We start from the raw sequence: 25,578 nt of genomic DNA, 5'->3' as shown, positions 1-25,578 counted from the left end.
CCCCACGACCGCAACACGCCCGTTCCGATGAAGATCCTGATCGCCGAGGATGACCTGGTCACCCGCGACCTCCTCAAGCGTATCCTCAGGCACCTGGCGGACGAGATCATCGAGGCCAACGACGGCATCGAGGCGTTGAGTCTCATCGAGTCGGAGGATCCCGACTTCCTGTTCACGGACATCCAGATGCCGGGGCTCGACGGCCGCGCCGTCGTGGAGGCCCTGCGGGCATCGGCGGCACATCGCGGCCTGCCGATCGTCTGCATGTCGGCCGTCCGGGCAAAGGAAGAGGTCATCTCTCTTGTCGCGTTAGGCATCCAGGACTTCGTGGCCAAGCCCATCCGGGCCACGGAGGCGCAGGAACGCTTTCGCCGGGTCATCAGTCAACACGGCGGCTGGCGCCGGCGGCAGGCAGCCGCAGGCCGTCCGATCGTCCTCCTGGTCGACCCGGACGCCGACTTCCGGGACCGCGTGCGTCCCCTGCTCGAAGCCACCTGCACGGTCATCGACGCGCCGTCGGCGGCCACAGCCCTCAAGCTCTACAAGGAAACCGATCCGCGCCCCGTCGTGGTCGCCGTCGCGCGCGGGCTTCCGTTGATCGGGGAGGTCCAGCTCGCCGGCCTGATCGGCAAGCTGGCCGCGACACTTCAGGCCCCGCCGCCTCGCCTCTGGCTGATGAGCGACGACGAGGTTCCGACAGATGTCGCGAGCCACTTCCAGGGTTCGATGCGCCGGCATCAGGATCCCGGCCAGCTGGCCGAGGAGCTCGAGCGCACCCTGTTGCAGGTTGCCGAAGGCGATTCGGCGCGGGCGCAGGCCGGGTAGCGGTCACCACTCGCAGGGGCCTGAGCCAACTGTCAGCTTGCGGACCTCTCGGCCGCCCAGGTACGCCCCGGCCTGGGTCACCACTCGGGGTGGCCTGAGCCAACGTTCGCTCCCGTCCCGGACCGCGCCTGGGCAAGCTCTGGAGGTCGCTCCATTGGTCGGCGACCACCCGGCGCCTGCAGCAGGCCTGGCCTCCCTGATGCATTTCACGCGTGATGCGAGTACACGCGCCCGCGCGATCTGCGTGCGGTTTCGTCGACGGCGGTGAAACAGACGAGCGCGCGCTCCGGCTGCGTGACCTCGAGCAGCTCGCGTGCGCGCAGCCCGTCCATCGACTTGCCGGTGTACAGGTGCGAGAACTGCGTCAGGCCGACGGGACGCGCCAGAAGCCCGTCGAATGGCCGGGCTCGATCGGCGGTTCAGGCGTCCTGTTTGGTCGTTCAGGCGTCCGGTTTGATCATGTACCCGACCCCACGCACTGTTTGGACCAGGGCTGGTTCTGATTCCTGGTCCACCTTCTTGCGCAGGTAGTTGATGTAGACGTCGACGATGTTGGTGGTCGGGTCGAGGTCCTGTTTCCAGACATTCTTCGAGATCTGCTCTCGTGACATCGCGCGGCCGGCGTGACGCACGAGGTACTCGAGCAGCGCGTATTCCTTTTGCGTGAGTGAAATGACGCGTTCGCCGCGTTTCACCTCGCGGCTCAGCGGATTCACGGAGAGGTTCGCCACGCGAAGCAGAGCAGCCTCGGCCTTGAGGGCCGCACGGCGGAGGAGCGCCCGCACACGCGCGAGGAGTTCCTCGAAGTCGAAGGGCTTGGCGATGTAGTCGTCGGCGCCCGCGTCCAGCCCCGACACCTTGTCGGTGATGGTGTCGAGCGCAGTCAACATCAGGACGGGGGCGTAGAAGCCACGTGCGCGCAGCTCGCGCGCAACCTCAAGTCCGCTCTTCCTGGGTAGCCCGACGTCGAGAATGAGAAGGTCAGGGCTGAGGTCGAGCGCCACGACCATGGCCGTTTCGCCATCCGTCGCGGTGACCACGTCGTAACCCTGGTCCGTGAGCGTCCGCTCAAGGACGTCAAGTACCTCACGCCGGTCTTCCACGACGAGGATGCGGCTCTGGCGATCTGTCTCCATTCACAAGCAGTCAAAGGGGGGAAGGCGACGCCGCTCTGAATATTGGCGCGCGCAACCCTGTGGCAAGCGTAGCAACGCAATGCGATTGAAACGGTGCCGTGCGCTCACCACCGCGCCCCGATCCGATCGCGACGGCCCGCGCGTCGGCGCGCGGTGGTCGGACCTGCGCTACGGGCCGAAGGCCGCCGACCGCGCATTGGGCGCAGCGCCGCCAGCTACCGGCTTGGCCATCAGCGGCTGGAGCACCAAGCCCCTCCTGACGCGCGACGGCAGATGGCCGGCAGCTCCCACGTCGGTCGTGGTGCCGCGGGACACTTTGTCCCGCGTCCGGGGATCACGGGTGGCGTCGTGTCGTTGCTGAAGGAGCCGCATGAAGAGTTGGTGAGGTTGTCGTGGGCGGCGGAACGACGCTTGCTGGTGAAGTGTCCGAATGGCAACTGGCGGGGTCTTGCCAGTAAGTACACCCGGTGAAGGCGGCGCACAGGGCGGCGCCAGGCCGGCTTTCCGAGAGGAGGGGTGATGGACGTTCTCGTGATGCTCGAGGAACGCCCCGAACACTCGACGGTGCTCGCGCACGTGAACTCCGTGCCGTCGCCGCTGAACTCCGAGCGCCCGTCGCGCGACGTGGTGACGCTGTATGGCGATCCCACGGCTGAGCTGCTGGCCCTCGCGTTGGCGGCTGCGGTGGAGGCTCGGCGTGAGCCGTCGGAACGTTCGGAGACGATCCGACACGTCGCGCTCTGGCCGGAGCGCGGTGCGGTGGGCGACGCGGCCTGGCGTGATGAAACGACGGGGGGGCTCGTCACGCGCGATCTGGTCATTCCCTCCGAAGTGCTGACCGAGACGGCGGCGCACCTCCTCACGGAGTGTGGGCCTTCGATTCGCCGCCTGGTGGCGGGACTGTCCATGCCGGACTGGCCGGAAGGGACGCGCCGCGCCATCAGCTTCACCCTCACCTCCAGCGCCGTGCTGGTCGCCGGGGGGGCGTCCTACGACGCGCTCCTCGACAGCTATCGGTCGGCCGATGGCATCGGTGTCGACACCGAAGGAGACTGATTCCGATTCTGACTTGTCAGATCAATCGTCAAGCGCTGAGGGCACTCCGAAAGGGGTGCCCTCAGTGTTTCGGGAGGCGGCGTGGGTTGGCCTCGTCAGGGAGAATGCCCACGCGACGCACCCTCGTGGGCACCCCGGCTTCGGATGCCAACGCGATGCGCGGTCGATCGGATGCCTGGTGGACGCGCGGCCCGATGGACTGGCCGTCGGATGGAGTGGTGGCTGGAGGGTTGGCGGTCGATCGCCAACCGGCACCGCGTGACCATGGCGGTTCTCCGCGACCCGTCCTCGGCCACCTGTTCCCCTTGCTTCCTTGGCGATCGCCGCACAGCGTCACGAGGGAAGGACGCCCAACACGGAGACTCGACGCATGCGGGAGTATCACGCGAATGACATTCGAAACGTGGCGGTGGTCGGACACGGCGCGAGCGGCAAGACCACGCTGGTCGATGCCCTCGCGTTCGTGTCCGGCTCAAGCAAGCGCCACGGCCACATCAAGGACGGAACTACGCTGACCGATCACACGCCCGAGGAAATCGAACGCGGGTACTCCATCGAACTGGGCTGCGCGTTCGCCGAGTGGATGGACACGAAGGTCAACCTGATCGACGTCCCGGGGTATCTCGACTTCCAGGGCGATGCGATCGCCGGGGTCGCGGCGGCCGATGGCGTGGTCTGCGTCGTGAGCGCGGCCTCCGGCGTAGAAGTCGGCACGATCAAGATGTTCCGTGAGGCCAGCGCCAGACAGGATCCAGTGCTGTTCGTCGTCTCGATGATGGACAAGGAGCACGCGGATTTCGATCGCGTCTACCAGCAGATCAAGGAGAAGCTGACCGGCAAGGTCGTTCCCGTGGAGATTCCCATCGGGGCTGGACCCACGTTCCGCGGTGTGATGAACCTCTTCTCCCGCCGGGCCTATCTCTACAAGTCCGGGTCAAAGACCGGCGACTACACCGAGTCCGACATTCCCGCCGAAGAGCAGGCGACGTTCGACCGGTACTACCAGGAGATGATCGAAGCGATCTCGGCCACCGACGACACCATGCTCGAGCGCTACCTCGAGGGCGCGGAGATTGGGCGAGACGAGGCGATCCACGGAATGAAGGAGGCCATGAAGCGCATGGACCTCTACCCGCTCTTCGCCGTCTCCGCCGAGCACGTGATCGGCGTGCACGCCCTCCTCACCGAGCTGGTGCAGCTGATGCCCTCGGCGTACGACATGGAGGAGATCCATGCGTTCAAGGGCGCAGAGGGTGATCATACGGTCGAGATCCACGCGATCGATACCAACCCGTTTGCGGCGCTGGTGTTCAAGACGCACTCGGAGCCCCACGTGGGCGAGGTCTCGTACTTCCGCATCTTCTCAGGGAGTGTGACCAACGGGCAGGAGTTCTTCAACGCGACGCGCGACGTCGTCGAGAAGATGGGACACCTTTGCGTCGCGCAGGGCAAGGATCGCCACGAGGTGCCGGTGCTCCGGGCCGGCGACATCGGGTGCGTCGCCAAGCTCAAGAACACGCACACCAACGACACGCTCTCCACGAAAGAGCACCCGGTGCGATTGCCGCAGATTCCGTTTCCGGAGCCAGTGGTCGCGTTCGCGGTGCACGCCTCGTCGCGCAATGACGAGGAGAAGCTCCAGCCCGGACTCCATCGGCTGCACGACGAGGATCCCACCTTCGAGACGCACTACAACGCCGAAACGCACGAGACGATCATCTCGGGCATCGGCGAACGACATCTCGAAGTCACCATGGCCAAGCTCAAGCGGAAGTACAACGTCACGGGCGAGCTGACCAAGCCACGCATTCCCTACCGCGAGACCCTCGTGGGCAAGGGTGAGGGGCAGGGGCGGCACAAGAAGCAGTCGGGCGGCCGAGGGCAGTTTGGCGACTGCTGGATCCGCATGGCGCCGCGGCCACGAGGAGCCGGCTACCACTTTGTCGACCGGATCGTGGGCGGCGTGATTCCCTCCAACTTCCGCCCGGCCGTGGACAAGGGAATCCAGGAAGCCTCGGCGCGCGGCATTCTCGCCGGCTATCCGCTGGTGGACTTCGAGGTCGAGCTGTTCGATGGGTCGTACCACTCCGTCGATTCGAACGAAATGTCGTTCAAGATGGCCGGAATCCTCGCGTTTCGGACGGTGTCACCGAAATGCAAGCCCGTGTTGCTCGAACCGCTCGACGAAGTCGAGATCCGCGTACCGGATGCGTACATGGGCGACGTGATGGGGGACCTCAACCAGCGCCGTGGCCGGATCATGGGCACGGACTCCCAGGGCGACGGCACCGGAGCGGTCGTGAAGGCGATCGTTCCACAGGCCGAGCTGCATCTGTACGCCACCGAGCTGAACTCGATTACACACGGCTACGGGAGCTATGCCCGGAAGTTCCACGCGTATGAACAGATGCCAGGCGACGCCGCCCAGCGCGTCATCGCGGACGCCGCCAGGAACAAGAAGGACGAGGAACTGGCGGAGTGACCTCGCACGGATGGTCGGGAACGCGGCGAGAACCGGGCGACTGATGCCTGCCTGAGTCGGATGCTCCCAGGATCGGGTGGTCGGACCAACGGATGCGCGGAGGATGCGGTTTGTGCAGACGCAGGAGCGGTCGGACTGTTGGATGACCTGAGGGGCCTCGCCGAGTACGCCGCGAGGCCCCTCTTCATGCGCCATCCGTCCACCTCTTCCCCGGCTATTGTCGTTCCCCACGTACCACGGTCGTCACCGTTCCCACGCTGAAGAGGCGGCCCTCGCCGGGCTCCCCCCATGCCTGGATCAGGAGGGACTGGGTCGACGATTGTCGCGGACTCCAGGCCGCGCCGTTGAATTGGAGCACGGTGCCCGAGTCGCCCACGGCGTAGACGTCGACGGGGCTCGACCCCCACACGGAGCGCAACGCTCTCGCGGTGCCGGTCGCCATGGCGTACCAGCGTTTGCCGTCCCAGCGCAGGACGGTGCCCTTCTCCCCGACGACGAAGATGTCGGAGGGGCCGGTCCCCCAAACGCCGCGCAGCAGTTCCCTGGTTGGCGTGGGCATCGGTCGCCACTGGGCGCCGTCGTATCGCAGAACCAGGCCCGAGTCGCCGACCGCATAGACGTCGGTCGTTGAGGTGCCCCAGACGTGTCGCAGGAAGGCCTGGGTGCCGGAGTTCATGGCGACCCAGCTCGTTCCCTGCTGCTGCAGAATGGTCCCTCGATCGCCCACGATGAACCCGGTGCCGGGCGCCGGTAGCCAGACCGAACGCAGCAGGACGATGCGAGGGCTTGTCTCCCCGCTCCATGCTGTGCCGTTGTAGCGCCAGATGGTGCCGGTGTCACCGACGGCGACCACGTTCGACGGGCCCGTGCCGTGGATGCCGTAGATGGGCTGCGATGGCGGCAAGCCTGCGTTGGACCACACCGCGCCAGGCGCTCGCCTGAGCAGCGTTCCGCCGCCGCCACCGGCATACAGCGTCCCATCGCCCGGGCCCCAGACCGAAGTGAACGTCGGCGAGGAGATCTCCGTGTTCCATCGCGCGGGCGACGCATCCCCGCTGATCACCGTGCCGTCCCAGCCGGCGGCAACGAGCCGGCCCGCATTGTCGCCCCACACGCCTCGCAGGTTCTGGCCGCTCGCCGTGGTCGAGAGGACACGCCATGTTGCGCCGTTGTAGTGCACCACGGCTCCGGTGTTGCCAACCGCGTACAGGTCGTTGCGACGGCCCCAGATGGCAAAGAGGTTGCGATTGGTCGGTGGAGGACGCAGCTGCCAGCGTGATCCGTCATAGTGCATGATCAGGCCGTTCACTCCCACCGCCCAGATGTCATTCGCCGCCGTGCCCCACAGACCGAACAGTGCGCCACCAGTCGGCGTGGGCTGCTCCGACCAGCTCGCGCCGTCGAAATGCACGATCACGCCGTTCTGGCCGACCGCCCAGACGTCAGTACTCGAGGCGCCCCAAACGCTCCACAGCTCCCATGCATTGCCGGTGGTGAGCAGGGACCAGCGCGTGCCGTCCCAACGGGCCACCGTGCCCTGTACGCCGACGGCGTACACCTCGTTCGGCCCGAGCCCGAAAACGTCGAGGAGCGTGAGCTGTGTCGGCGAGTCCGCCGCGCGCCACGACGCGCCGTCGTAGTGGAAGATCACCCCGCCCGAACCGACGGCCCACACATCGTTCGCCGCCGACCCCCAGATTCCCACCAGGGTCTCCGCGGTCGGGAGTTGCTCGAGTTGCCATGCACTGCCACGGCGGTGCAGGACCACGCCGGCCTGACCCGCGGCGAAAGCTTCGCCGGAGTTTGCGTCGGCCCACGCACCAAGGAGCGAGACATCGGAGACGCCGCGCAATTCGGTGCCAAACTGCAGACCCCGCGCCGCCGGCAGCACGACCACGTCAGTGGATGCGGAGAGCGATCCGAGCGATGCGGTGATGCGCGTGCTGCCATTCGCTACGCCCTGCAGGACGCCGATCGCCGACGTCGTGGCCACCGTGCTGGCCGCGCTGCGCCAGCTGAACGTGACGCCACTGACCGGCGCGCCAGCGGAGTCCCTGGCGCTCGCCACGAGCGGGAGCGAGAGCCCCGGTGAGAGCCACACCGTTGCGGGAACAACGTCCATGGACGCTGCGCCACCCGGATTGCGAACGGGACCCGAGGGATCGTCCGAACATGCGGCGGCGAACAGGATCCCAAGCATCGCTCCCAGGGGTCCGAGGCCAACAGAGAGAAGCCCGCGACGGATCGTCACGGGCTGGATGTGTCCTGCGGTTACCGACACGATGTTGATCAGCGAGGGGTCCGTTGCGCGCTTCCGGTGCGTACCAGTATCGCGCCGGCTGAGTTCCCCGCACCCCAACGCATTTGCGCCTGGGCCGGGCCGAAGAACCGCACCTCAACCACCTGGTTGGCCGGAATGTCGCGGAGCGAAGCGACACCCCCGATCAACCGGTCATCCACGTAAACCATGGGCTCGGTGTTCTCCGTTCGGAGGATGGAGGTGCGCCCGCGCGATTGCAGGAAGGCCGGGCGCAACATACGCACGGCGGTAAAGGCGTCCGTAGCGCCGGAGCGCGTGATCTCGTCGGCTCGCAGGATGTCGGTGCTGCTGGTGGCGACCGCCGCGCCGGACTGGCGCCCGGCGCAGCCCGAAAGGAGCAAGGCGGCTGCGGCGATCGTCAGAGCGGACCTGGCCAGCGGCGAGACCACGAGAACCTCCCCGAAGGGGCGTGCAGCAACGATCAACGGTCCCGGCGTCCCCGGCAAGGGGCCCGTGACGAGTGGATTCGTTAGGCGTGGCGGGCGCGTATGCGCAACCCGCGCGGCGGAGTCCGGTAGCGCAGGTCGTCGAACATCGGTGACGATGGCAGGGCGACGCCCGACCGCTTTGCCGCGGCGTGCAGAACGCGCTGGATGAGTTCCACCTGGTCCAGGCCCGTACCCTCCGCCGCCAGCAGCACCGGATTCGTCGCGCCCCCGGTGGGATCGGGGATCGCATCCACCGAGATCACGTGCGGGACGCCCCGCTCACTGAGGGCAAGGTCCACGCGCGCGAAGTCGCGCAGATCGAGCGCTCGGCAGGTCTCGAGCACCACGCGCTCCACGCCCTCGCGCAGCCCCTCGGGCACGTGCGAGACGCGGGTCGACTCCCCGGGGTCAACCTCGGTCGCGAGTGACACTGGCGGCAGCACCACGCGATCCGCTCCGTTGCCAAGCACCGTGCACGCGAAGACCGCGCCAGGGAGATAGCGCTCCACAAAGACGGCCTCCGATGACGCCGCGAGCCGATTCTCGATCTCCCGGTTCAGCTCGGCGACGCTCTCCACCACCACGCAATCGGTGGCCTCGAACACGTCCGTCGCGCGGAATACGACCAGCGGAAAGCCGCGGCGCGTCAGGGGCTCGAGGTGCGAGACATCGCGCACCACCGTGAACGCCGCGCTCGGAATGAGTCGTGCCCCGAGCGCTTCCTTCATGTGTTCGCGCGAGGCCGCATGGGCGTGGGCCGCTGCCGAACAGCCGGTGAACGGGGTGCGGCCAGCTTCGAGGTTGGCGGCGAGTTGCTCCCGCTCGCGTGCTCCGCGGGCCGCATGGTACACGATGTCGGGCGCAAGCGACTCCAACGCGGCCATGCCGGCCTCGACCGGTAGCACCTCCACCTCCCCAAACACCCGCAGCGCGCGCGGGATCACCGCACGCTGTGCCACCAGCGAGTCCGACAATTGTCCCTGCGCAACGCCGAGCCTGGTCATGACCTGGGGGAGTCTGGGGGCGAGCTACCATGCGATGCCCCAAGACGTTATCTGCAGTCCCCATGCCACCGGAAGAGATCGGTGCGGGTTAGGTGGGTCCAACCAAAACACCGCAGAACCAACGACTTGGCTTGCGTTGCAGCAGGGTCCGGGCGAGCGAGACGCCGGGCGCTGGCGACTCCGGTCCGTCGGCGAGGCTCCGTGACGCGGCGCCGCCTCAGACCTTGTGGTGCCCGACCCTCGCTGCCTCGCGCCGATCCGAGGCCTGGTACACCTCGAAGTCCCCAAACAGCCCGGCGGCCTCAGCCTGGAGGACCCGAAGGAGCGCGACCGCCAGGCGCCGGATCTCCATCTCGGCGCCCTCGCCCGAGCGCAGCTCGAGCATCGTCCGCCACGCGCGAGCGTTACCGGTCACGACGATCTTGGTCTCGGTGGAGTTGGGGAGCACACCGCGCGCCGCCTCGCGGGCCATCTTCCGGCGGTGGACCTTGTCGTCGACCCAGGCGTAGCGCGCCATCAGCTCCTCCACCAGCGCGATGTACGCCGCCTGCGCCGACTCAACCTGCTCCTTCCAGCGTGCCTCCAGTGCGGCATCGCCGATGATCGCCGGCGGCACCACAAACGCCGCATGCGACTCGTCGACATAGCGCTGGCTGAGCTGCGAATAGGCAAACCCGGCGCGATGGCGCACCAGCTCGTGGGTCAGCGATCGCGAAACTCCCTCGATGAGCAAGGACCATGTGGCGTGTTCGAGCACGCTCCCATGGCCCTGTTTCAGGATGTTCGACAGGTATTCGCGCGTCGAGCGTCCGGCAGGATTTCGCTGACTCATGTAGCACAGTCGACCAGCAAACTCTGCGAGCTGCTCGCCCGAGGTCGAGTCGCCCTTCCATTCGACCGGGAGGTGCTCAGGCTCGGTGAAGGCCGGGCGAGCAATGACGGTGATGCGAGGCTCGTAGAAGAGCATGACGTGGTCGAGGGAGGGCGTGGAGCACGCGAACGCCGGAGCGCCGGCGGGCAAAACCTAGCCGGATCGATCGAGCAACTCTAGCCGGAGCGTGTCGTAGGCCCGCGTGGCCTCGACCTCCTCGAGAACGCGGTGCGCGGGCGGCGACTCGATGGCGTCCGAGGGGTCGTACTTCACGCGCTGGAAGGGGTCAGTGGTCGCACCCACCTTCACTCCGGGATTCAGTATCCCGACCGGGTCGAACAGCGCCTTGAGCTCGGCAAAGATGGCCATCGCGTCCGCGGACCAGAACTGCGACATCAGTGGGGACCGCAGCCGGCCGTCCCCGTGTTCGCCTGCCATCGTGCCACCGAGTCGCGCCGTCAGTTCAGCGACGCGATCATACAGCGCGCGCACGCTGACCTTCCAGGTGGGGGAGCGGACGTCGACGAGGGCGTTGACATGCACGTGCGCGTCGCCAGCATGCCCGAACAGGACGCCTTCGAGCGCGCACGCCTGCAGAGCCGCCCGCACGCCCCGTACGTAGTCGGCGAGTCGCTCCGGTGGTACGCAGCCATCCTCGACGACCTGCATGGAGCGAATGTGCGGATCGAGGCGGGACAGAATGGGGCTCGCGGCGTGCCGCAGCGCCCAGAGGGCCTCCTCCGACTCGGGGTCGAGGCCCAGCAGTGTGGTGGACGCGCCGGCCTGGCGACACGCTGCGGCCAGCGCTTCGGCCCGTGAAGTCGCGAAGCCCGGCTCGGCGTCCTCGAACTCGATGATGAGGACGGCCTCGGACGACGAAGGGACCGGCAGTGCGCGCGCGCGTGCGGCGACCGCGAGGAACGACGCATCGAGCAGTTCGCACGCGACCGCGCCCGCTTCACGAGCCAGCGCCGCACCGCGTACGGCGAGGTCCAGATCAGGCCACGAACACAGGAGCGACGCGCTCGCGACGGGCAGCGGGAGCACGTCCAATTCGACGGCGGTGAAAAGCGCGAGCGTCCCTTCGCTGCCGACGAGCAGGTCGATCAGATCCCCTGAGACCGCGAAGTCGTGAACGCCGTACCCGGAGGAATCCTTGCGCACGTGTCGCGCTTCGAGCCGCGCGCACCGTGCGCGAAGATCAGGTGCTGCCGCGGCCCAGCGCGCGAGGGTAGCTCCACCAACGGGGGGACGGTCTCGCGAAACCCTGGCGGCCGATCCATCGGCAAAGACGCAGTCGATCGCGTGGACCCAGCGGCGCATCGCGCCAAATCGCATGGTGCGTGGGCCGGCGGCGTTGGTGGCGGCCATGCCGCCAATGGTTGCGAACGCTCCGCTCGACGGGTCAACGGGAACGCGCAGGCCGTGGTGTCGTGCGGCGTCGTCGGCACGCGATCTCGTGACCGCAGCTCCAACGCGTAGCCGGTTCCACGCGGGATCGACCGCATCGATGGCGCGCAGCCGGTGCGTATCCACGATGACGCCGGGTCCCACCGCGGCGCCGCTCATGCTGCTGCCGCTGCCGCGCGCGATCAGGGGCACCCGCTCCCGAGACGCCCAGCGGGCCAGCGCCTGGACGTCGGTCGGCGTGTCGGGCACCGCGACCGCAAGCGGCATCGCACGGAGGATCCCTGCACTTTCGCTGTAGGCACCACGAGCGTCGACGTCGGTTCGAAACGTGCCGTGGAACCCCGGGGGCGGCGAGTGCATGCGCGAAACCAACGGACGCGCCGGCGCGCGTGCCAGTGGGTCGTTCGTGCGGGATACGCTGACGGCTGCCCTTCCATGCCGCGCGCGATCATCTTGCCCTGGTGCGCCACCGTCACGCCGTCCATGCTGCCGCCGCCATGCTGGTGCTGGCGGCCTCACCCGTGCTCGCGCAGTCCGGCGCGACGAGGGTCGACACGTCTTTTGCCGGGCTCGTCGCGGCGCTGTCGGAGCCCGGGGGCTACTTCGACTCCGACAACCTGATTTCGAACGAGACGTCATACCTGCACGTGATGACTCGGCTCGACCAGTTGGGGGTGAAGGGCGGGGCGTACGTTGGCGTCGGGCCTGACCAGAACTATTCGTACCTCGCGGCAATTCGCCCGCAGGTGGCGTACATGATGGACATCCGGCGCGACAACGCACTGCAGCATCTGTTGTTCCGCGCGCTCTTCGCTCGTTCGCGCACGCGGGTGGAGTATCTGGCGCGCTGGCTCGGGCGCCGGGTCCCCGCCGACCTCGAGGCCTGGCGCCAGCGGCCGATCCTCGACCTCCTCGCCTGGGTGGACAGCACCGCCATCGACGCTTCCTCGGCCGAGCGCGAGCGCCGCGAGACGCTGCGCGTCGTCGAATCCTTCGGCGTTCCACTCGACGCGCGCGATCGCGAGACCATCCTTCGGTTCCACCAGCAGTTCATGCGCGAGGGGCTGGAACTTCGGTTCAGCTCGTTCAATCGATCCGGCGCCGGCTATCCCACACTGCGCCGATTGATCCTCGAGCGCGACCTCGCGGGGGCGATGCGTTCGTACCTCGTTCGGGAGGCGGACTGGCAGTTCGTCCGTGACCTGCACGCGGCGGGCCGGATCGTGCCCGTGGTGGGTGACCTCGCGGGCACACACGCGCTCGCCGCCATTGGTCGGGATGTGCGCGCGCGCGGGCTGGCCATTTCGGCGCTCTACACGTCGAATGCGGAAATGTACGTCTGGCGCGGCGGCGGCTTTCCGGCGTTTGCCGCGACCGTCATGCGCCTCCCGACGAACCCGGACGGGGTGATCATCCGGAGTTTCTTCGACCGATCCGGCGTCGGACACCGGCTCGGCGTGCGCGGGCACGTCTCCGTGCAGTTGCTCCAGCGGTTCACCGACTTCGCCGCGCTCCAGCGCCGCGGCGCGTTCCGCACCTACGAGGACCTCATCACACTCGGGGCGCGGTGATCAGGCCCTGAGCGATGGGGTGTTGCCCATGCGCGACGTCAGGGCCGGCGGCGGGCCTGCTGTGACAGCACGGTCGTGTCGATCCTGAACGAAAACAACTGCTGCACGAGCTGACGCACCTTCTGCGCGTTCATGATCGCCGGACGGAACCGCATGAACGGCAGCGACGACCGCACGGACTTCGCAAAGTCCTGGTGCGTGGTGGAAAGCACCGTGAAGCTCGTCGTGTCTGCGTGTCCGGTGGTATCCACGATGTACTGGACCGCGACCGAGCCCTCGATCCGCTTTTCGAGCATCGACGACGGGTAGGGCGGCGCCGCACTGTCCTCCACGCGGACGGCGGCCGTGTCGACGTCGAGGACGGTCAGCACCTCGCCACCAGGTACCTCGCTCTGCGGTGGCGGTGGCGCGGCGATATCGGCGAGGTGGTCCAGCGCGCCCCCGGGCGGGAGCTCGAGTTCGAGGCGCTCCGGTTCCTTCACATCATCGAGCAGCGTGCCGCGGCCGCCGACCGCAGGCGTGTTCATGAAGGTCAGGTGCTCCCGAACCTCGGAGCTCCGCGGCGCACGATCCTTGGGCAGGAGAAACTTTGCCCACTGGAATGACTCCGGGATCTCGGCGTCGGGCACCGCGACCGTCCGGGGCGCAAAGAACACACCCAGGATGATCGCATGGGTGACCAGACTCACGACGTAGCCTTCAACCGCGGTGAGGAGGGACCCGCTCGTGTATTGCGAAAGGCGTCGAAACAGCATGAGTTGGTGCGGCAGACGCGCCGCCCTCCGTCATCGAGTATCGCGCTTTCCCCCGCGCCGGACAAGCCAAACGAGGACGAACCGTGGTCTCGCGACGGTCATCGGTGCCTTCCGCCGCTCAGTCGAGTGCGGCAGGGACGAGTCGCTACCCGATGATGACGGCGGCCGCCGGCCGCCGCGACGTCGCGGAGGAGCCCCAGCGCGATGCGCGGAACCCGGCCCGCGCCAGCCACGCCGACGCGATCACGAAGAGCAGATGCTTGAGGGCGGCCTTCCACGCGGCCCCCTCGAACGACGCCTTGGCTTCGGGCTGCACCACGCTCCGCAGCTGCACGATGTCGAGCAGGAAGAACACGAGCACGACCGCGGAGGCGGCGGCCACGACGGCGTTCAGGATCGCGAAGACGCGTTGCACCCGCGATTGCCCCGCGAGCGCCGCGGTGACCATGGCCAGCACGATGCCAAGGAGCGGCGTGAGCTGGAAGCCGGACAACAGTCCGACGGTCGCGAACCGCCACTCGATGTTCGAAGGCCGGAGCGGAAGGACGCTGGTGACGAAGTCCAGCGCCGGAGTCGCGATCAAAAGAATCGCGATGAAGTACATCGGGCCGACGAGGGACTCGGCGTCGTCAAAGCGAGGGGCAGTCATGGGCGGGTGCGCGAGGAGAACCTGCTGATGGAATACGAAACTGTGCTCGCCCCGTCACTGAAAAAAGAGAGCGGGAGGCCGAGTCACGACTCTCGGCCCCCCGCTCGGGGATCGCGCGAAGGGGGTGCGCGATCAGACCATGCGACCGCGCTTGACCGCGAAGCCCACGATCAGCATGAGGCCCGTTCCCATCAGCATCCACGTCTCCGGCTCCGGCGCGATGCCAGTGGTGAGGAACTCCTGCACACCCTGACCGGACACGTTGCCCGCCGCGTTCACGTCGGTGACGATGGTCCAGCGCGAGAAGTCGAAGCTCGCCACCGCCGCCGAGTTGCTGTACCAGCTGTTCGCCTGCGCCAGCCAGTAGGCCTCAGTCGTGTTCACGCCGGGGTTGGTGCCGCCGTTCGGGTTCCCGGGATTGAGCAAGTTCCAGATCGCCGCCTGGATGCCGCCCCACTGGCCGGTCGCGATGCCCGGCGTGGTGAACTGTGACGCGAGGAAGGCCGCCTTTTGGTAGCTGCCCAGCTTGGCGTTGCCGTGGCGCGTGTTGCCGAGGTTTCCGGAGGCCAGGTTGGTCAGGTTGGCGGTCCAGTTGGCTCCCCAAGTTATGCGGTTGAGCACGTCGACGCAGTACAGGTCGATCTTGGGCTTCGTCGGGTCGGACGTGACGGTGCCCCAGAACGGCCCGACGTAGTAGCCGTACGCCGTCACCGCTGGACTCGGCGGGCCCGGCTGGAACTTGAGCTTCGCGGTCTGCGCCGTCGCCTCGAGGGAGGTCAGCGTCAGGGCGGCGGCGGCAAGGATTCGGACGAAGCGCATGGCTGGTTGAGTGAAAGCGTTGGCGATCGAGTCCCCTGACTCGGTAGCGCGCATCGACTCGGCCCCCGCGACGAGAAGGACACCCGCCGATGGAGGCCGGGCCGATGTGCGCTGACTCACATAGCAGGGCCCGTGCCGTGACGAACTCGTGCGTAGCTGAAACGGCAAGCGCGACCGTCAATATCGGCCAAGTCATTGTCGTTGCTCCCGTTACGCCATGATTGGTCTTTCGCGAGATTCGGCAGTCGCGTGTCCCGAGGGCAGAAGGTCCGAATCCAAGGAGTTCATGTGTCGTTCAAGTGGCGATGCGCAGCGACAGCCGATGCACGCTCGCACCGCTCGCCTCCGTCAATCCGACCGGAACGAAAAAGCACCGCCGGTGGCGGTGCTCTTCCAATGGACCCGTCGCGCGACCGCAGGCGGACGCGCCAAATCAAGCTGCGGCGCCGTAGCCCCCGACGCGGAGGGCCTCAAACACCCCTTCATTGGCGGTCTGCGCCATCCTGATGGCCGCCGTGAACATTCGCTTCGCCACCATCATCTCGACGGTCCCGTCGAGCAACTGGCCTTCCTGCGTCTGCGCCACCTCGGCATTCCCGGCGCTCGTCGCGGCTCGCTCGGGCGTGGTGGCGCGCGCGATCTTCTCCGCGGCGCGATCCATCGCTGCCGTCTGCCGGTTGATGGCAGCAAGTCCTGACGACACTCCGTTCACCGTCATGCGCTTCTCCTGGTGGGGAGGCATCGCGAGCACGGATGCGACGTGCATCACACGACCTGCGCCCGCGTACTCCTCCGAATCCCAGTCTCGGCCGCTCGTGACGGGACTTGAGCGCTTTACGCTCGAAAGGACGAATTGTCCGGCGACTCCTCCACAAAACGGGCGATGCGATCCCACTGCGCGTCGGCATCGGCCTCGCCCAGCTCGATCAGGCGGCGCAGGTAGTCCTCCTGGAACATGACGAGGGACAGGATGTCCGGGCTCTGCGTGCGGCGCGTCCCGAGTCCGCGCGTGAGGAATCGGAACACGCGCGGGAGACGCGGCTCGTACTGTCGTGCAAGGCGCCCCAGGTCGATCGAGGGGCGCAGGACGAGCATGTCGACGAGTCGCAGGCCGTCGCGACGATCGCGCGGCACCCGCTCAATCAATTCGTTGATCCGCTCCAGTCGCTGCACGTCCTGGTCGATGACGTCGAGAAAGATCGAGTTGTACAAGACGCCGAGCACCTGAGCGGGCGGCGGGTACCCGGCGACCTGCGGCTCGCTGGCCTCGGCGCGCGTGCGATCGTAGCGCGTGGAGATGGTGATAACGCGTGAGGCGCCAAGGTGCAGGGCAGGCGAGAGTGGAGCGGTGAGGCGAATGCCGCCGTCTCCATACCACTCGGTGCCAACCTGCGCGGCCGGAAAGAGCAGGGGCAGCGCCGTGGACGCCATCACATGTTCGACCGTCAGCCGGGCATGTTCGCTGCGGCGCTGTGGGCGTTCCCACAAGGAGATCTCCCGGCCCTGCACCCAGGTCACGCTCTGCCCTGTGGTGTAGCTCGTGGCGGTCAGCGCGATGGCCTGCAGCGTCCCGCGCTCGAGGTTGAAGTCGATGCCGGGGAAGGTGCCGTCGCTGGCTCGCTCGAGGACGCGCTCGAGAAACGCGCGCAGCGGTGCGGTGTCCACCATGCCGCGGAACTGGTCCGGATGTGCCGACCCGCCCGAGACGAGCCTGAAGCCGGTGCGCAGCACGTTCGACGCGAGGGATGTTGCGTCCACGTGGAAGACTTGTTCCGGCGTCATCGACAGCCAGAGGGCGACGAGATCCTCCATCGATTCCGCGAAGGTGCCGCGGTGTGCGGCGAGGTGCGTGGTGTTGACTGCACCCGCGGACACGCCAACCAGTGTGGGGATCTTGAGGTGGGGATAGCGGCGCGCGATCGCCCGCAGCAATCCGGCCTGATAGGCGCCACGGGCGCCGCCACCGCCGAGGACCATGGCGAGGTCGCTCGTGATCGGAGTCGGGCGGAGAGGCATGGGCGTCAACGTATTCACCATGCCGCCCATTCGTCCATCCGGGCTATACCGTCCGCGTCTTCCAGGCTCCCCGGCGGAAGAGCATTACACTGACCACTGCCACCGTGGCGTACGCGATGGCGATGGCGAGGTACGCGCCATGCGCGCCCATTCCCGTGCGAAGGGCGAGGAACCACGCCAGCGGAATCTCCCAGCACCAGAAACACGCGAGGTTGATCCACGTGGGGGTCCACGTGTCGCCAGCGCCGTTGAACGACTGGGTCACCACCATGCCGTAGGCGTAGAAGACGAAGCCCGCCGCGATCACGCGGAGCGCGTCGATGCCCGATGCCGCGATGGCCGGCTCGCGACTGAAGACGTGGACGATGAACGGCGCAAAGACCACGAACACCACGCCGAGCGTGCCGAGGAAGAACAGATTGTACCGGGCCGCGAGCCACACCGATGCCTCGGCGCGGTCCGGCTTTCCGGCGCCCAGCGCCTGGCCGACCATCGTGGCCGCGGCATTGCTCAGTCCCCATGCCGGCAGGATCGCAAAGATGACGATGCGGATGGCGATGCCGTAGCCGGCGATGACGTCACTGCCAAAGCCGGACACGATGCGGATGAGCAGGATCCAGCTTGCGGTGCCGATGAAGATCTGGAAGGTGCCGGACCCCGAGAGCTTCACGAGGCGCCACATGATGTCGCCCTGCAATCGAAGGTCGCGTGTGGCGAGGTGAATGCGTGCGCCGGGCCGAAGCAGCCTGGTGAGCGCGTACAGCGCACCGGTCGCCCTGCCGATCGTGGTCGCGACCGCGGCACCAGTGACGCCGAGTTCCGGGAACGGCCCGACGCCAAAGATGAGGCAGGGGCCCAGCGTCATGTTGATCAGGTTGGCGAGCCAAAGCGTACGCATGGCGATCGCCGCGTCGCCGGCGCCGCGGAAGATCGCGTTGATCAGGAAGAGCATGAGCACGCTGACGTTGCCGCCCAGCATCACGCGCATGTAGGTGGTGCCGGTCGCGAGCACGGCGTCGGAGGCGCCCATGAGGCGCAACAGCTGCGGCGCCATGGTGACGCCGAGAACACCCAGCACGGCAGCGACGATGAGTCCGAGCCAGATCGCCTGCATCGCCGACGCGGCTGCGCCCTCGGCGTCCCGCTCGCCAATGCGGCGCGCGACCATCGCGGTTGCGCCGATGCCGAGCCCCATGGCGAGGGTGTAGACCATCGTGAGCATCGACTCGGTGAGCACGACGGTCGCGACGGCATCCGCGCCGAGGCGTGAGACGAAGAAGACATCGACGACGGCGAAAACGCTCTCCATCGCCATTTCGAGGACCATCGGAATCGCGAGCAGGATCACCGAGCGCCCGATGGCACCCTGGGTGTAGTCGTGGGCATGTGCACCACGCACGGCTTCCTTCACGGCCGACCACAACGGGGCATCCGGGCCCGAGGACGCGACCGCGGCCTCGGGATTCGGGGACTCCGCCGCTGGCACGCTCATCCCTGGGGCACGATCGCCATCGCCTCGATCTCGACCTTGGCGCGCGGTTCGAGCAGGCCGGCCACGACGACGACCGCCATCACCGGGTAGTGGCGGCCCAGGACTTCACGATAGGCGAGGCCGATCGCCGGACGCGCGGCGATGTATTCGTCGCGGTTTGTCACGTACCAGGTAAGTCGGACGAGGTGGGTTGGCGCGGCGCCCGCGGCGGCGAGGATCGCCACGATGTTGCGCAGGCACTGGGCGACCTGGGACCCGAAGTTGTCGGTTTCGATCTCCTGCGTCTCGGGATTCCATCCGATCACGCCGGCGGTGACCACGATACGACCGGTGCCCTGCATGCCGTCCGCATAGCCATGGGGCCGCGCCCAGCCGGGCACGGCAACCGGGAGGTTGTCTTGTCGCGTCATTCGGATTGTTCGGGTTGGCGCAACCGGAAGCGCTGGAGCTTGCCCGTGCTGGTGCGCGGGAGTGCGTCGAAGAACTCGACGGCCCGCGGGTACTTGTAGGGGGCGAGCTGCTGCTTGACCCAGTCCTGCAGCAGCTTCACCGTCGCCGGCCCGGGCGCGTGGCTGTCGCGCAGCACGACGCACGCCTTCACGAGCTGGCCCCGCTCCTCGTCAGGCACGCCGATCACGCCGCATTCGGCCACCGCGGGGTGCTCGAGCAGTACGGACTCGACCTCGGGCCCGGAGATGTTGTAGCCCGAGGAGATGATCATGTCGTCGGTGCGCGCCTGATACCAGAAGTAGCCGTCTGCATCGCGCGTGTAGGAATCTCCGGTCAGGTTCCACCCGTCGCGCACGTAGGCGCGCTGTCGCTCGAGGTTGTCGAGGTAGCGACAGCCGGTAGGTCCGCGCACGGCGAGGCGACCGATGTCCCCGTCCGGCACATCGCGCATGTCGTCGTCCACCACCCGTGCCTCGTAGCCGGGAACGACCTTGCCGGTGGATCCGGGCCGGACCTCGTCGTCGCGCGCACTGATGAAGATGTGGAGCATCTCGGTCGCGCCGATGCCATCGATGATCGTGAGGCCGGTCGCGGCCTTCCACGCATCGAATGTGGGGTGGGGCAGCGCCTCGCCCGCCGAGACGCATTTGCGGAGCGAGCGCAGGTCGAGCGTGGGGAGCAGCGGCAACATCGCGCGATAGGCGGTGGGTGCGGTGAACACCACGGTCGCGCGGAAGTCGTGGATCGCCTGAGCGAGCAGCGGCGGCGCCGCCTGCTCGAGAAGGATCGCACTCGCGCCGATGCGCATGGGAAAGAGCACGAGGCCGCCGAGCCCGAAGGTGAAGGCCAGCGGCGGAGAACCGATGAATACGTCGTTCGGCGTGGCGCGCAGGACGTGCGGCGGAAAGCAGTCGCAGATCGCCAGCACGTCGCGATGGAAATGCATCGTGCCTTTGCCCTCACCCGTCGTACCCGAGGTGAAGGCGATCAGCGCAACGTCGTCCGCCGACGTCGACACGTTGCTGAACGTGCTGTCGCGTGAGGCCATCCGCGCCTCGAGAGAGTCGGCCGCGCCGTCTCCATACCGGAACACCACGGCGCCCGCACGCTCGCGACCGTCGGCATGGGCGCGCATGGCCTGCTCGCACTCCTCGGCGAGCCGGGCGTCAGTGACGGCGAGCCGGATCCTGGCCTTGTCCGCCGTGAAGACCAGTTCGCGCGCGCGCAGGAGCGGCATGGTGCACACCACGACTCCACCGGCCTTGAGCACTGCAAACCAGAGCGCCACCATCATCGGTGAGTTGGCGCCACGAAGCAGCACGCGCTCGCCAGGCACGAGCCCGCCGTCTTCCACGAGAACGCGCGCGATGCGATTGGCCTGGTCGAGGAGCTCGGTGTAGGTGATCGTGGCCGTGGGCGTGCGGAAGGCCACGCGGTCTCCCCAACCGCGCGCGATCGCACCGTCAAGCAGCTCGACGGCACAGTTCACTCGATCAGGGTACGACAGCCCAGGCAGGCTGCTGAAGTCGAGGCGCGGCCAGGTCTCGGGAGGCGGGAGCCGATCGCGGACGAAGGTGTCGACGTGCGCGCTCTCGCCGCCCGGTGCCGTGTCGGACGCGGGACTCATGTGCGGCCCTGCCCGGCAGGAGACGGCAGGATCTGGCCCGCGATCACGAGCTGCTGCACTTCACTTGTCCCCTCGTAGATGCGGAGTGAACGGATCTCCCGGTACAGGCGCTCCACTGCGGAGCCTGACTGCACGCCGCGGCCACCGAACAGCTGCACGGCGGCGTCGATCGTACGCTGGGCGGCCTCGGTGGCATGCCATTTGGCCATCGCCGCTTCGCGCGTCACCCGCGGGCTCTTCGTATCGCGCGTCCACGCCGCGCGGTAGACCAGCAACGCGCTGGTGTCGATGTCGGTCGCCATCGCGGCCAGCCGCGCCTGCGTCAACTGAAAGTCCGCGAGTCGCTGGCCGAACATGCGACGCTCGGTCACGTGCGTCACCGCTTCATCCAGCGCCCGACGCGCCATGCCGAGCGCGGCCGCGCCAACCGTGGACCGGAACACGTCGAGCGTGCCAAGTGCGACGCGCATGCCCTTGCCGACCTCACCCACGATCGCGTCGGCTCCTACGCGGCAGCCGTCGAAGACGAGACGGGCCAGCGGGTGCGGCGCGAGCACGTCGAGACGCTCGGCGACGCGCAGGCCGGGGTTCTCCCGGTCGACGACAAAGGCGGCGAACGCGCGCTCGCCGCCTGACGGGATCCGCGCGAACACCACGTAGAAGTCGGCGATGCCGCCGTTCGAGATCCACGTCTTCTCGCCGTCGAGTCGCCACCCATCGCCGTCCTGCGTCGCGGTGGTCGCCATGCGCATCACGTCAGACCCGGCATCCGGTTCGGAGAGGGCGAACGCGGCAATCAATTCACCGCTGGCCACGCGCGGCAGGTAGCGCGCGCGAAGCGTATTGGAGCCGAAGAGCGAGACGGGACCGGCGCCGAGCCCCTGCATGGCGAACGCGAAATCCGCGAGAGGGTCGTGACGGGCCAGGACGTCGCGCGCGAGGCAGAGCGTGCGCACGTCGAGACGGGGTGCGTCTGTCGGTGAGGAGCGCGGCACCGTGTGGGCAAGCCAACCGCCCGCGCCAAGCGCGCGGACCAGGCGCCGGCAGGAGGCGTCGACGTCGTGATGGTCGACACGCGCGGCGCCGAGACCGTTTGCGCACCATGCGTCGAGATCACGCGCGAACTTCCGATGCGCGTCGTCGAGGAACGGCCAGTCCAGATACGTGGTGTCGGCCATGGCGTGCTCAGTTGCCCTCGAAGCGCGGTGGTGCCTTGGCGACGAACGCTTCGTAGGCGCGCTCGAAATCGCGGCTCATCATGCACACCGCCTGCGCCTCGGCTTCGTGCGTGATGGCGTCATCGACGGCCATGCTCCACTCGGCGTGGAGGCACGCCTTGGTGACGGCGTGGGCGAACGAGGGACCCTGCGCCAGCGCGGCCGCCGTGGCCATCGCCTCGCGCATCAGTGCGTCGCGGGTGACGACACGATTGTAGAACCCCCAGCGTTCCGCCTCCTCGGCGGTCATGAAGCGGCCCGTGTACAGCAGCTCCGAAGCGCGGCCGTGTCCGATGAGGCGCGGGAGCATCGCGCACGCGCCCATGTCCGCGCCGCTCAGACCAACACGTGTGAACAGGAAGGCGACGCGGCTTTCGGTGGTGCCGAGGCGCAGGTCGCTCGCCATCGCGAGAATGGCACCCGCGCCTGCGCAGATCCCGTCGATGGCGGCAACGATCGGTTGGGGCGCGGCGCGCATCGCCTTCACGAGGTCGCCCGTCATGCGTGTGAAGCGGAGCAGATCGTCCACGCGACCCGCGCGCCTGGCCTCCACGAGCGGGCCGATGATTTCGTGCACATCACCGCCGCTGCAGAAGTTGTCTCCGCTGCCGGTCAACACGACGACCTTCACCTCCGGCACATGCACGAGCGTGCGGAAGACCTCGGTCAGCTCGTGATATGACTCGAAGGTGAGCGGGTTCTTGCGCTCGGGTCGGTCGAGCGTGACGGTGGCGACTCCACCGTCAACCGACCAGCGGAAATGCCGCGGCTGGATGGACGACGCAGGGAGACGCGGAGACGTGGGCATGGAGGCGTAAGTTGCGGATGTGCGACGATGGCGGAAGTGGGCCGCTCAGCGCGCCCGCTCGAGCAGTCGCTCCATCTGCTCCTTTCCGCTGCGGTACTGCCACGGCCACACCTGGTCGCGGTGCCCCTGCTGGGCCGCGGCGTGCAGCGTCCAGTACGGGTCGGACAGGTGTGGGCGCGCGAGGGCGCAGAGATCGGCGCGACCGGCGGCGAGAATCGAGTTGACCTGGTCGGGATCGGTGATCGCACCGACGGCAATGGTTCGGATGCCGAGTTCGTTTCGAATACGATCCGAAAACGGCGTCTGCCACATGCGTCCGTAGACCGGCTTCGCGTCGGGTGAGGTCTGGCCAGTGGAGACGTGCAGGATGTCCGCGCCGGCGGTGCTGAACGCGCGGGCGATCTCGACCGACTCTGCGGCGTCGACGCCGCCCGCTACCCAGTCCGTCGCCGAAATGCGGACGCTCATCGGGCGATCCGCCGGCCACGCGTCGCGCACCGCCGCCATCACTTCCAGCGGAAAGCGCAACCGGTTCTGCAGTGTGCCGCCATACGCATCGGAGCGTCGGTTGGAGAGCGGAGTCAGAAAGCCCGACAGCAGGTAGCCGTGAGCGCAATGCAACTCGATCATGTCGAACTCGGCCTCGATGGCGAGCTCGGTCGCCCGCCGAAAGTCGCGCACGACCTTGTCCATGTCGTCGCGCGTCATCTCGCGGGGCACCGGCATGAAGGGGCGGTGCGGGAGTGGCGACGCGGCGATGAGCGGCCAGTTACCCTCATCGAGCGGAATGTCCGAGCCCTCGAGGCTCGGTTTCGTCGACCCCTTCCGACCCGAATGCCCAAGCTGGAGGCAGAACTTTGCCGGAGACCAGCGATGCACGTAGCGTGTGATGCGCCGCCAGGCGTCGACGTGCGCGCGCTCGTACATCCCGGTGCACCCGGGGCTGATGCGGCCCTCGGGCGAGACGCAGGTCATCTCGGTCACCACGAGGCCGGCGCCGCCCACGGCTCGCGATCCGTAATGCACGAGATGGAAGTCGTCAGGCGTGCCGTCGGCCGCGCTGTACATGTCCATCGGTGACACGACGATGCGGTTGGCCACGGTGAGGCCGCGCAGCGTGAGCGGCGCGAACATTGGCGGCGGCGCCTTACCCGCGGCGGGAGCGGCCACGTTCATGGCTGGCGCGGCTGCGGCCGAGGCGGCGAACCATCGCTCAACGCCGGCGAGATAGGCGCCGTCGCGCAGCCGCAGGTTCTCGTGGCTCACCCGCTGCGAACGGGTCAGCAACGCGTAGGCGAACTGCTCGGGCTCCAGTCGGACATAGCGCCGCACGTTCTCGAACCACTCCATCGAATTGCGGGCGGCGTTCTGCAGCCGCAGCACCTCCACCCGGCGCTCAGCCTCGTACCTGTCGCAGGCCGCCGCCAATGCGTTAGGCATGGTTGGCGTCAGCCGACGCGGACCTGTGGTCGCCGGCACCGACGAGACCGTCGCCACCTCGCGCGCGAGCACGATGGCGTCTTCCATCGCCAGCTTGGTGCCTGAGCCGATGGAGAAGTGCGCCGTGTGCGCCGCATCGCCGAGCAGCACCATGTGACCGTGACGCCACCGCTCGCAGTGCACCCTCAGGAACGTCTGCCAGGGTTCACGCAGCCGATGCGGCGTCGCGTTGAACCGGAGGCGGTGCCCCTCGAGCCAGGGCGCAAACATCGACTCGCACACCGCGATCGTGGCCGCGGCGTCCATCGTGTCGAATCCGGCGTTGCGCCACGACGCTTCGTCACACTCCACGATGAAGGCGCCCTGATGCTCGTCGAAACGGTAGGCGTGTACCTGAAACACGCCCCACGCGTTCTCGACGACGATGAAGGTGAAGGCGTCGAATCGGCGCGTCGTTCCAAGCCAGATGTAGCGTGCGGTGCGCTGATCGACGGCGGCGCCGAACTCTCCGGCGTGTGCGCGGCGCACCATCGAGTTCACGCCATCGGCAGCAACGAGCAGGTCGACCGGGCCTCCCGGCAGCGAGTCGGCGTCCGGAACCTCGGTGCCAAAATGAAGGGACACGCCCAGTTCCTTCGCCCGCGCCTGCAGCAGTTGCAGGAGCACGCGTCGGGCGATCCCGCTGAACCCGTGGCCACTCGAGGTGATCGTGCGGCCGCGGACGTGGACGTCGATGTCGTCCCAGTGCGCGAACTGTTCGGTGATCGCGCGGAAAGTGGGCTCATCGGCCTGGCGGAAGTTCTCCAGGGTCTGGTCGGAGAACACCACGCCCCAGCCGAACGTGTCGTCAGGCGCGTTCCGCTCGTAGAGCGTGACGGTGAAGTCCGGTCGTGCCTTCCTGAGCAGCAGAGAAAAGTAGAGCCCGGCCGGTCCTCCGCCGAGTACGGCGACGTTCACGCATCCGCTCCAGGTACAGGGTAGCGGAACCTACGAGGTGACGGCGCAGCGAGACAGGGCGTTCAGCGCGGCCACGAGGTGCGAGGTGCGACGGCCGCGCCAGACGACGACTGACCCGCATCCGTTCATCGTCAGTCTTTCCGCCGGTGCTCGCGACGCGCGCGGCATGCACGTCCGAATCCATGCGCGGCATCGTCGGAGGCGAACGGCGTGCGGCCTAACTGGGGGACGATTCACGCTGGGAA

21 protein-coding genes are annotated in these 25,578 nt (G+C 67.7%); 4 read left to right on the top strand and 17 right to left on the bottom strand.

Annotation, left to right across the window (positions count from 1 at the left end):
* The first annotated feature begins 27 nt into the window (after nt 1–27).
* Entirely contained in the window at nt 28–825 is a 798-nt protein-coding gene (locus IT361_02195; GenBank protein ID MCC6316474.1) for a response regulator, read from the top strand.
* Nucleotides 826–1,265: 440 nt separating this feature from the next.
* Here IT361_02195 and IT361_02190 read toward each other — a convergent pair whose 3' ends face one another.
* A complete protein-coding gene (locus tag IT361_02190) occupies nt 1,266–1,961 on the bottom strand; it encodes a response regulator transcription factor (GenBank protein ID MCC6316473.1) in 696 nt (231 codons plus the stop codon).
* 519 nt (nt 1,962–2,480) lie between these two features.
* Here IT361_02190 and IT361_02185 point away from each other — a divergent pair.
* Nucleotides 2,481–3,017, top strand: a complete 537-nt coding sequence (locus tag IT361_02185; protein ID MCC6316472.1) for a hypothetical protein — start codon at nt 2,481–2,483, stop codon at nt 3,015–3,017.
* Nucleotides 3,018–3,387: 370 nt separating this feature from the next.
* A complete protein-coding gene (locus IT361_02180; GenBank protein ID MCC6316471.1) occupies nt 3,388–5,499 on the top strand; it encodes an elongation factor G in 2,112 nt (703 codons plus the stop codon).
* A gap of 214 nt (nt 5,500–5,713) precedes the next feature.
* Here the strand turns inward: IT361_02180 and IT361_02175 are convergent, their stop codons facing one another.
* The 5 genes from IT361_02175 to IT361_02155 all read right to left on the bottom strand — a co-directional run bounded on the left by IT361_02175 (nt 5,714) and on the right by IT361_02155 (nt 11,892).
* Nucleotides 5,714–7,621, bottom strand: a complete 1,908-nt coding sequence (locus tag IT361_02175; GenBank protein MCC6316470.1) for an Ig-like domain-containing protein — start codon at nt 7,619–7,621, stop codon at nt 5,714–5,716.
* 167 nt (nt 7,622–7,788) lie between these two features.
* A complete protein-coding gene (locus tag IT361_02170; protein MCC6316469.1) occupies nt 7,789–8,208 on the bottom strand; it encodes a hypothetical protein in 420 nt (139 codons plus the stop codon).
* 80 nt (nt 8,209–8,288) lie between these two features.
* Entirely contained in the window at nt 8,289–9,251 is a 963-nt protein-coding gene (locus IT361_02165) for a hypothetical protein (protein ID MCC6316468.1), read from the bottom strand.
* Nucleotides 9,252–9,468: 217 nt separating this feature from the next.
* Entirely contained in the window at nt 9,469–10,218 is a 750-nt protein-coding gene (thyX, locus tag IT361_02160) for an FAD-dependent thymidylate synthase (protein ID MCC6316467.1), read from the bottom strand.
* Between the two features lie 57 nt (nt 10,219–10,275).
* Nucleotides 10,276–11,892, bottom strand: coding sequence for an FAD-binding oxidoreductase (locus IT361_02155; protein ID MCC6316466.1), 1,617 nt, complete (start codon nt 11,890–11,892; stop codon nt 10,276–10,278).
* Nucleotides 11,893–11,993: 101 nt separating this feature from the next.
* Between IT361_02155 and IT361_02150 the strand changes: the two genes are divergently transcribed.
* Entirely contained in the window at nt 11,994–13,103 is a 1,110-nt protein-coding gene (locus IT361_02150; GenBank protein ID MCC6316465.1) for a hypothetical protein, read from the top strand.
* A 38-nt stretch (nt 13,104–13,141) separates the two neighbouring features.
* Here IT361_02150 and IT361_02145 read toward each other — a convergent pair whose 3' ends face one another.
* The 11 genes from IT361_02145 to IT361_02095 form a co-directional block, all read right to left on the bottom strand.
* Nucleotides 13,142–13,858, bottom strand: coding sequence for an energy transducer TonB (locus IT361_02145; GenBank protein ID MCC6316464.1), 717 nt, complete (start codon nt 13,856–13,858; stop codon nt 13,142–13,144).
* 145 nt (nt 13,859–14,003) lie between these two features.
* The gene (locus IT361_02140) at nt 14,004–14,507 is read right to left on the bottom strand and encodes a hypothetical protein (GenBank protein MCC6316463.1); all 504 of its coding nucleotides are present in this window, start codon (nt 14,505–14,507) and stop codon (nt 14,004–14,006) included.
* A 132-nt stretch (nt 14,508–14,639) separates the two neighbouring features.
* Nucleotides 14,640–15,326: a hypothetical protein gene (locus IT361_02135; GenBank protein ID MCC6316462.1), complete on the bottom strand. Its 687-nt coding sequence runs from the start codon at nt 15,324–15,326 to the stop codon at nt 14,640–14,642.
* A 433-nt stretch (nt 15,327–15,759) separates the two neighbouring features.
* Nucleotides 15,760–16,092 (bottom strand): hypothetical protein, encoded by a 333-nt coding sequence (locus IT361_02130; protein MCC6316461.1) that lies wholly within the window; start codon nt 16,090–16,092, stop codon nt 15,760–15,762.
* 68 nt (nt 16,093–16,160) lie between these two features.
* Entirely contained in the window at nt 16,161–17,342 is a 1,182-nt protein-coding gene (locus IT361_02125; protein ID MCC6316460.1) for a patatin-like phospholipase family protein, read from the bottom strand.
* A 43-nt stretch (nt 17,343–17,385) separates the two neighbouring features.
* Entirely contained in the window at nt 17,386–18,834 is a 1,449-nt protein-coding gene (locus IT361_02120) for an MATE family efflux transporter (GenBank protein MCC6316459.1), read from the bottom strand.
* Nucleotides 18,831–19,244: a RidA family protein gene (locus IT361_02115; GenBank protein MCC6316458.1), complete on the bottom strand. Its 414-nt coding sequence runs from the start codon at nt 19,242–19,244 to the stop codon at nt 18,831–18,833. The genes IT361_02120 and IT361_02115 overlap by 4 nt, the downstream gene beginning before the upstream one ends.
* Nucleotides 19,241–20,911, bottom strand: a complete 1,671-nt coding sequence (locus tag IT361_02110) for an AMP-binding protein (protein MCC6316457.1) — start codon at nt 20,909–20,911, stop codon at nt 19,241–19,243. The genes IT361_02115 and IT361_02110 overlap by 4 nt, the downstream gene beginning before the upstream one ends.
* Nucleotides 20,908–22,089, bottom strand: coding sequence for an acyl-CoA dehydrogenase family protein (locus IT361_02105; GenBank protein ID MCC6316456.1), 1,182 nt, complete (start codon nt 22,087–22,089; stop codon nt 20,908–20,910). The genes IT361_02110 and IT361_02105 overlap by 4 nt, the downstream gene beginning before the upstream one ends.
* Nucleotides 22,090–22,096: 7 nt before the next feature.
* Entirely contained in the window at nt 22,097–22,936 is an 840-nt protein-coding gene (locus IT361_02100) for an enoyl-CoA hydratase family protein (GenBank protein ID MCC6316455.1), read from the bottom strand.
* A 45-nt stretch (nt 22,937–22,981) separates the two neighbouring features.
* A complete protein-coding gene (locus IT361_02095) occupies nt 22,982–25,333 on the bottom strand; it encodes a bifunctional salicylyl-CoA 5-hydroxylase/oxidoreductase (GenBank protein MCC6316454.1) in 2,352 nt (783 codons plus the stop codon).
* Nucleotides 25,334–25,578 lie beyond the last annotated feature (245 nt).

Source organism: Gemmatimonadaceae bacterium (assembly GCA_020846935.1).
Taxonomy (GTDB): domain Bacteria; phylum Gemmatimonadota; class Gemmatimonadetes; order Gemmatimonadales; family Gemmatimonadaceae; genus RBC101.
The sequence above is the reverse complement of the archived record's forward strand: the minus strand, read 5'-3'. Positions and strand labels throughout refer to the sequence as shown.

Bases quoted from the DNA above. Each gene is read 5' to 3' on its own strand.
- IT361_02195 (MCC6316474.1), top strand. From the start codon at position 28: ATGAAGATCCTGATCGCCGAGGATGACCTGGTCACCCGCGACCTCCTC.
- IT361_02190 (MCC6316473.1), bottom strand. From the start codon at position 1,961: ATGGAGACAGATCGCCAGAGCCGCATCCTCGTCGTGGAAGACCGGCGT.
- IT361_02185 (MCC6316472.1), top strand. From the start codon at position 2,481: ATGGACGTTCTCGTGATGCTCGAGGAACGCCCCGAACACTCGACGGTG.
- IT361_02180 (MCC6316471.1), top strand. From the start codon at position 3,388: ATGCGGGAGTATCACGCGAATGACATTCGAAACGTGGCGGTGGTCGGA.
- IT361_02175 (MCC6316470.1), bottom strand. From the start codon at position 7,621: ATGGACGTTGTTCCCGCAACGGTGTGGCTCTCACCGGGGCTCTCGCTC.
- IT361_02165 (MCC6316468.1), bottom strand. From the start codon at position 9,251: ATGACCAGGCTCGGCGTTGCGCAGGGACAATTGTCGGACTCGCTGGTG.
- thyX (MCC6316467.1), bottom strand. From the start codon at position 10,218: ATGCTCTTCTACGAGCCTCGCATCACCGTCATTGCTCGCCCGGCCTTC.
- IT361_02155 (MCC6316466.1), bottom strand. From the start codon at position 11,892: ATGCACTCGCCGCCCCCGGGGTTCCACGGCACGTTTCGAACCGACGTC.
- IT361_02145 (MCC6316464.1), bottom strand. From the start codon at position 13,858: ATGCTGTTTCGACGCCTTTCGCAATACACGAGCGGGTCCCTCCTCACC.
- IT361_02140 (MCC6316463.1), bottom strand. From the start codon at position 14,507: ATGACTGCCCCTCGCTTTGACGACGCCGAGTCCCTCGTCGGCCCGATG.
- IT361_02135 (MCC6316462.1), bottom strand. From the start codon at position 15,326: ATGCGCTTCGTCCGAATCCTTGCCGCCGCCGCCCTGACGCTGACCTCC.
- IT361_02130 (MCC6316461.1), bottom strand. From the start codon at position 16,092: ATGCACGTCGCATCCGTGCTCGCGATGCCTCCCCACCAGGAGAAGCGC.
- IT361_02125 (MCC6316460.1), bottom strand. From the start codon at position 17,342: ATGCCTCTCCGCCCGACTCCGATCACGAGCGACCTCGCCATGGTCCTC.
- IT361_02120 (MCC6316459.1), bottom strand. From the start codon at position 18,834: ATGAGCGTGCCAGCGGCGGAGTCCCCGAATCCCGAGGCCGCGGTCGCG.
- IT361_02115 (MCC6316458.1), bottom strand. From the start codon at position 19,244: ATGACGCGACAAGACAACCTCCCGGTTGCCGTGCCCGGCTGGGCGCGG.
- IT361_02110 (MCC6316457.1), bottom strand. From the start codon at position 20,911: ATGAGTCCCGCGTCCGACACGGCACCGGGCGGCGAGAGCGCGCACGTC.
- IT361_02105 (MCC6316456.1), bottom strand. From the start codon at position 22,089: ATGGCCGACACCACGTATCTGGACTGGCCGTTCCTCGACGACGCGCAT.
- IT361_02100 (MCC6316455.1), bottom strand. From the start codon at position 22,936: ATGCCCACGTCTCCGCGTCTCCCTGCGTCGTCCATCCAGCCGCGGCAT.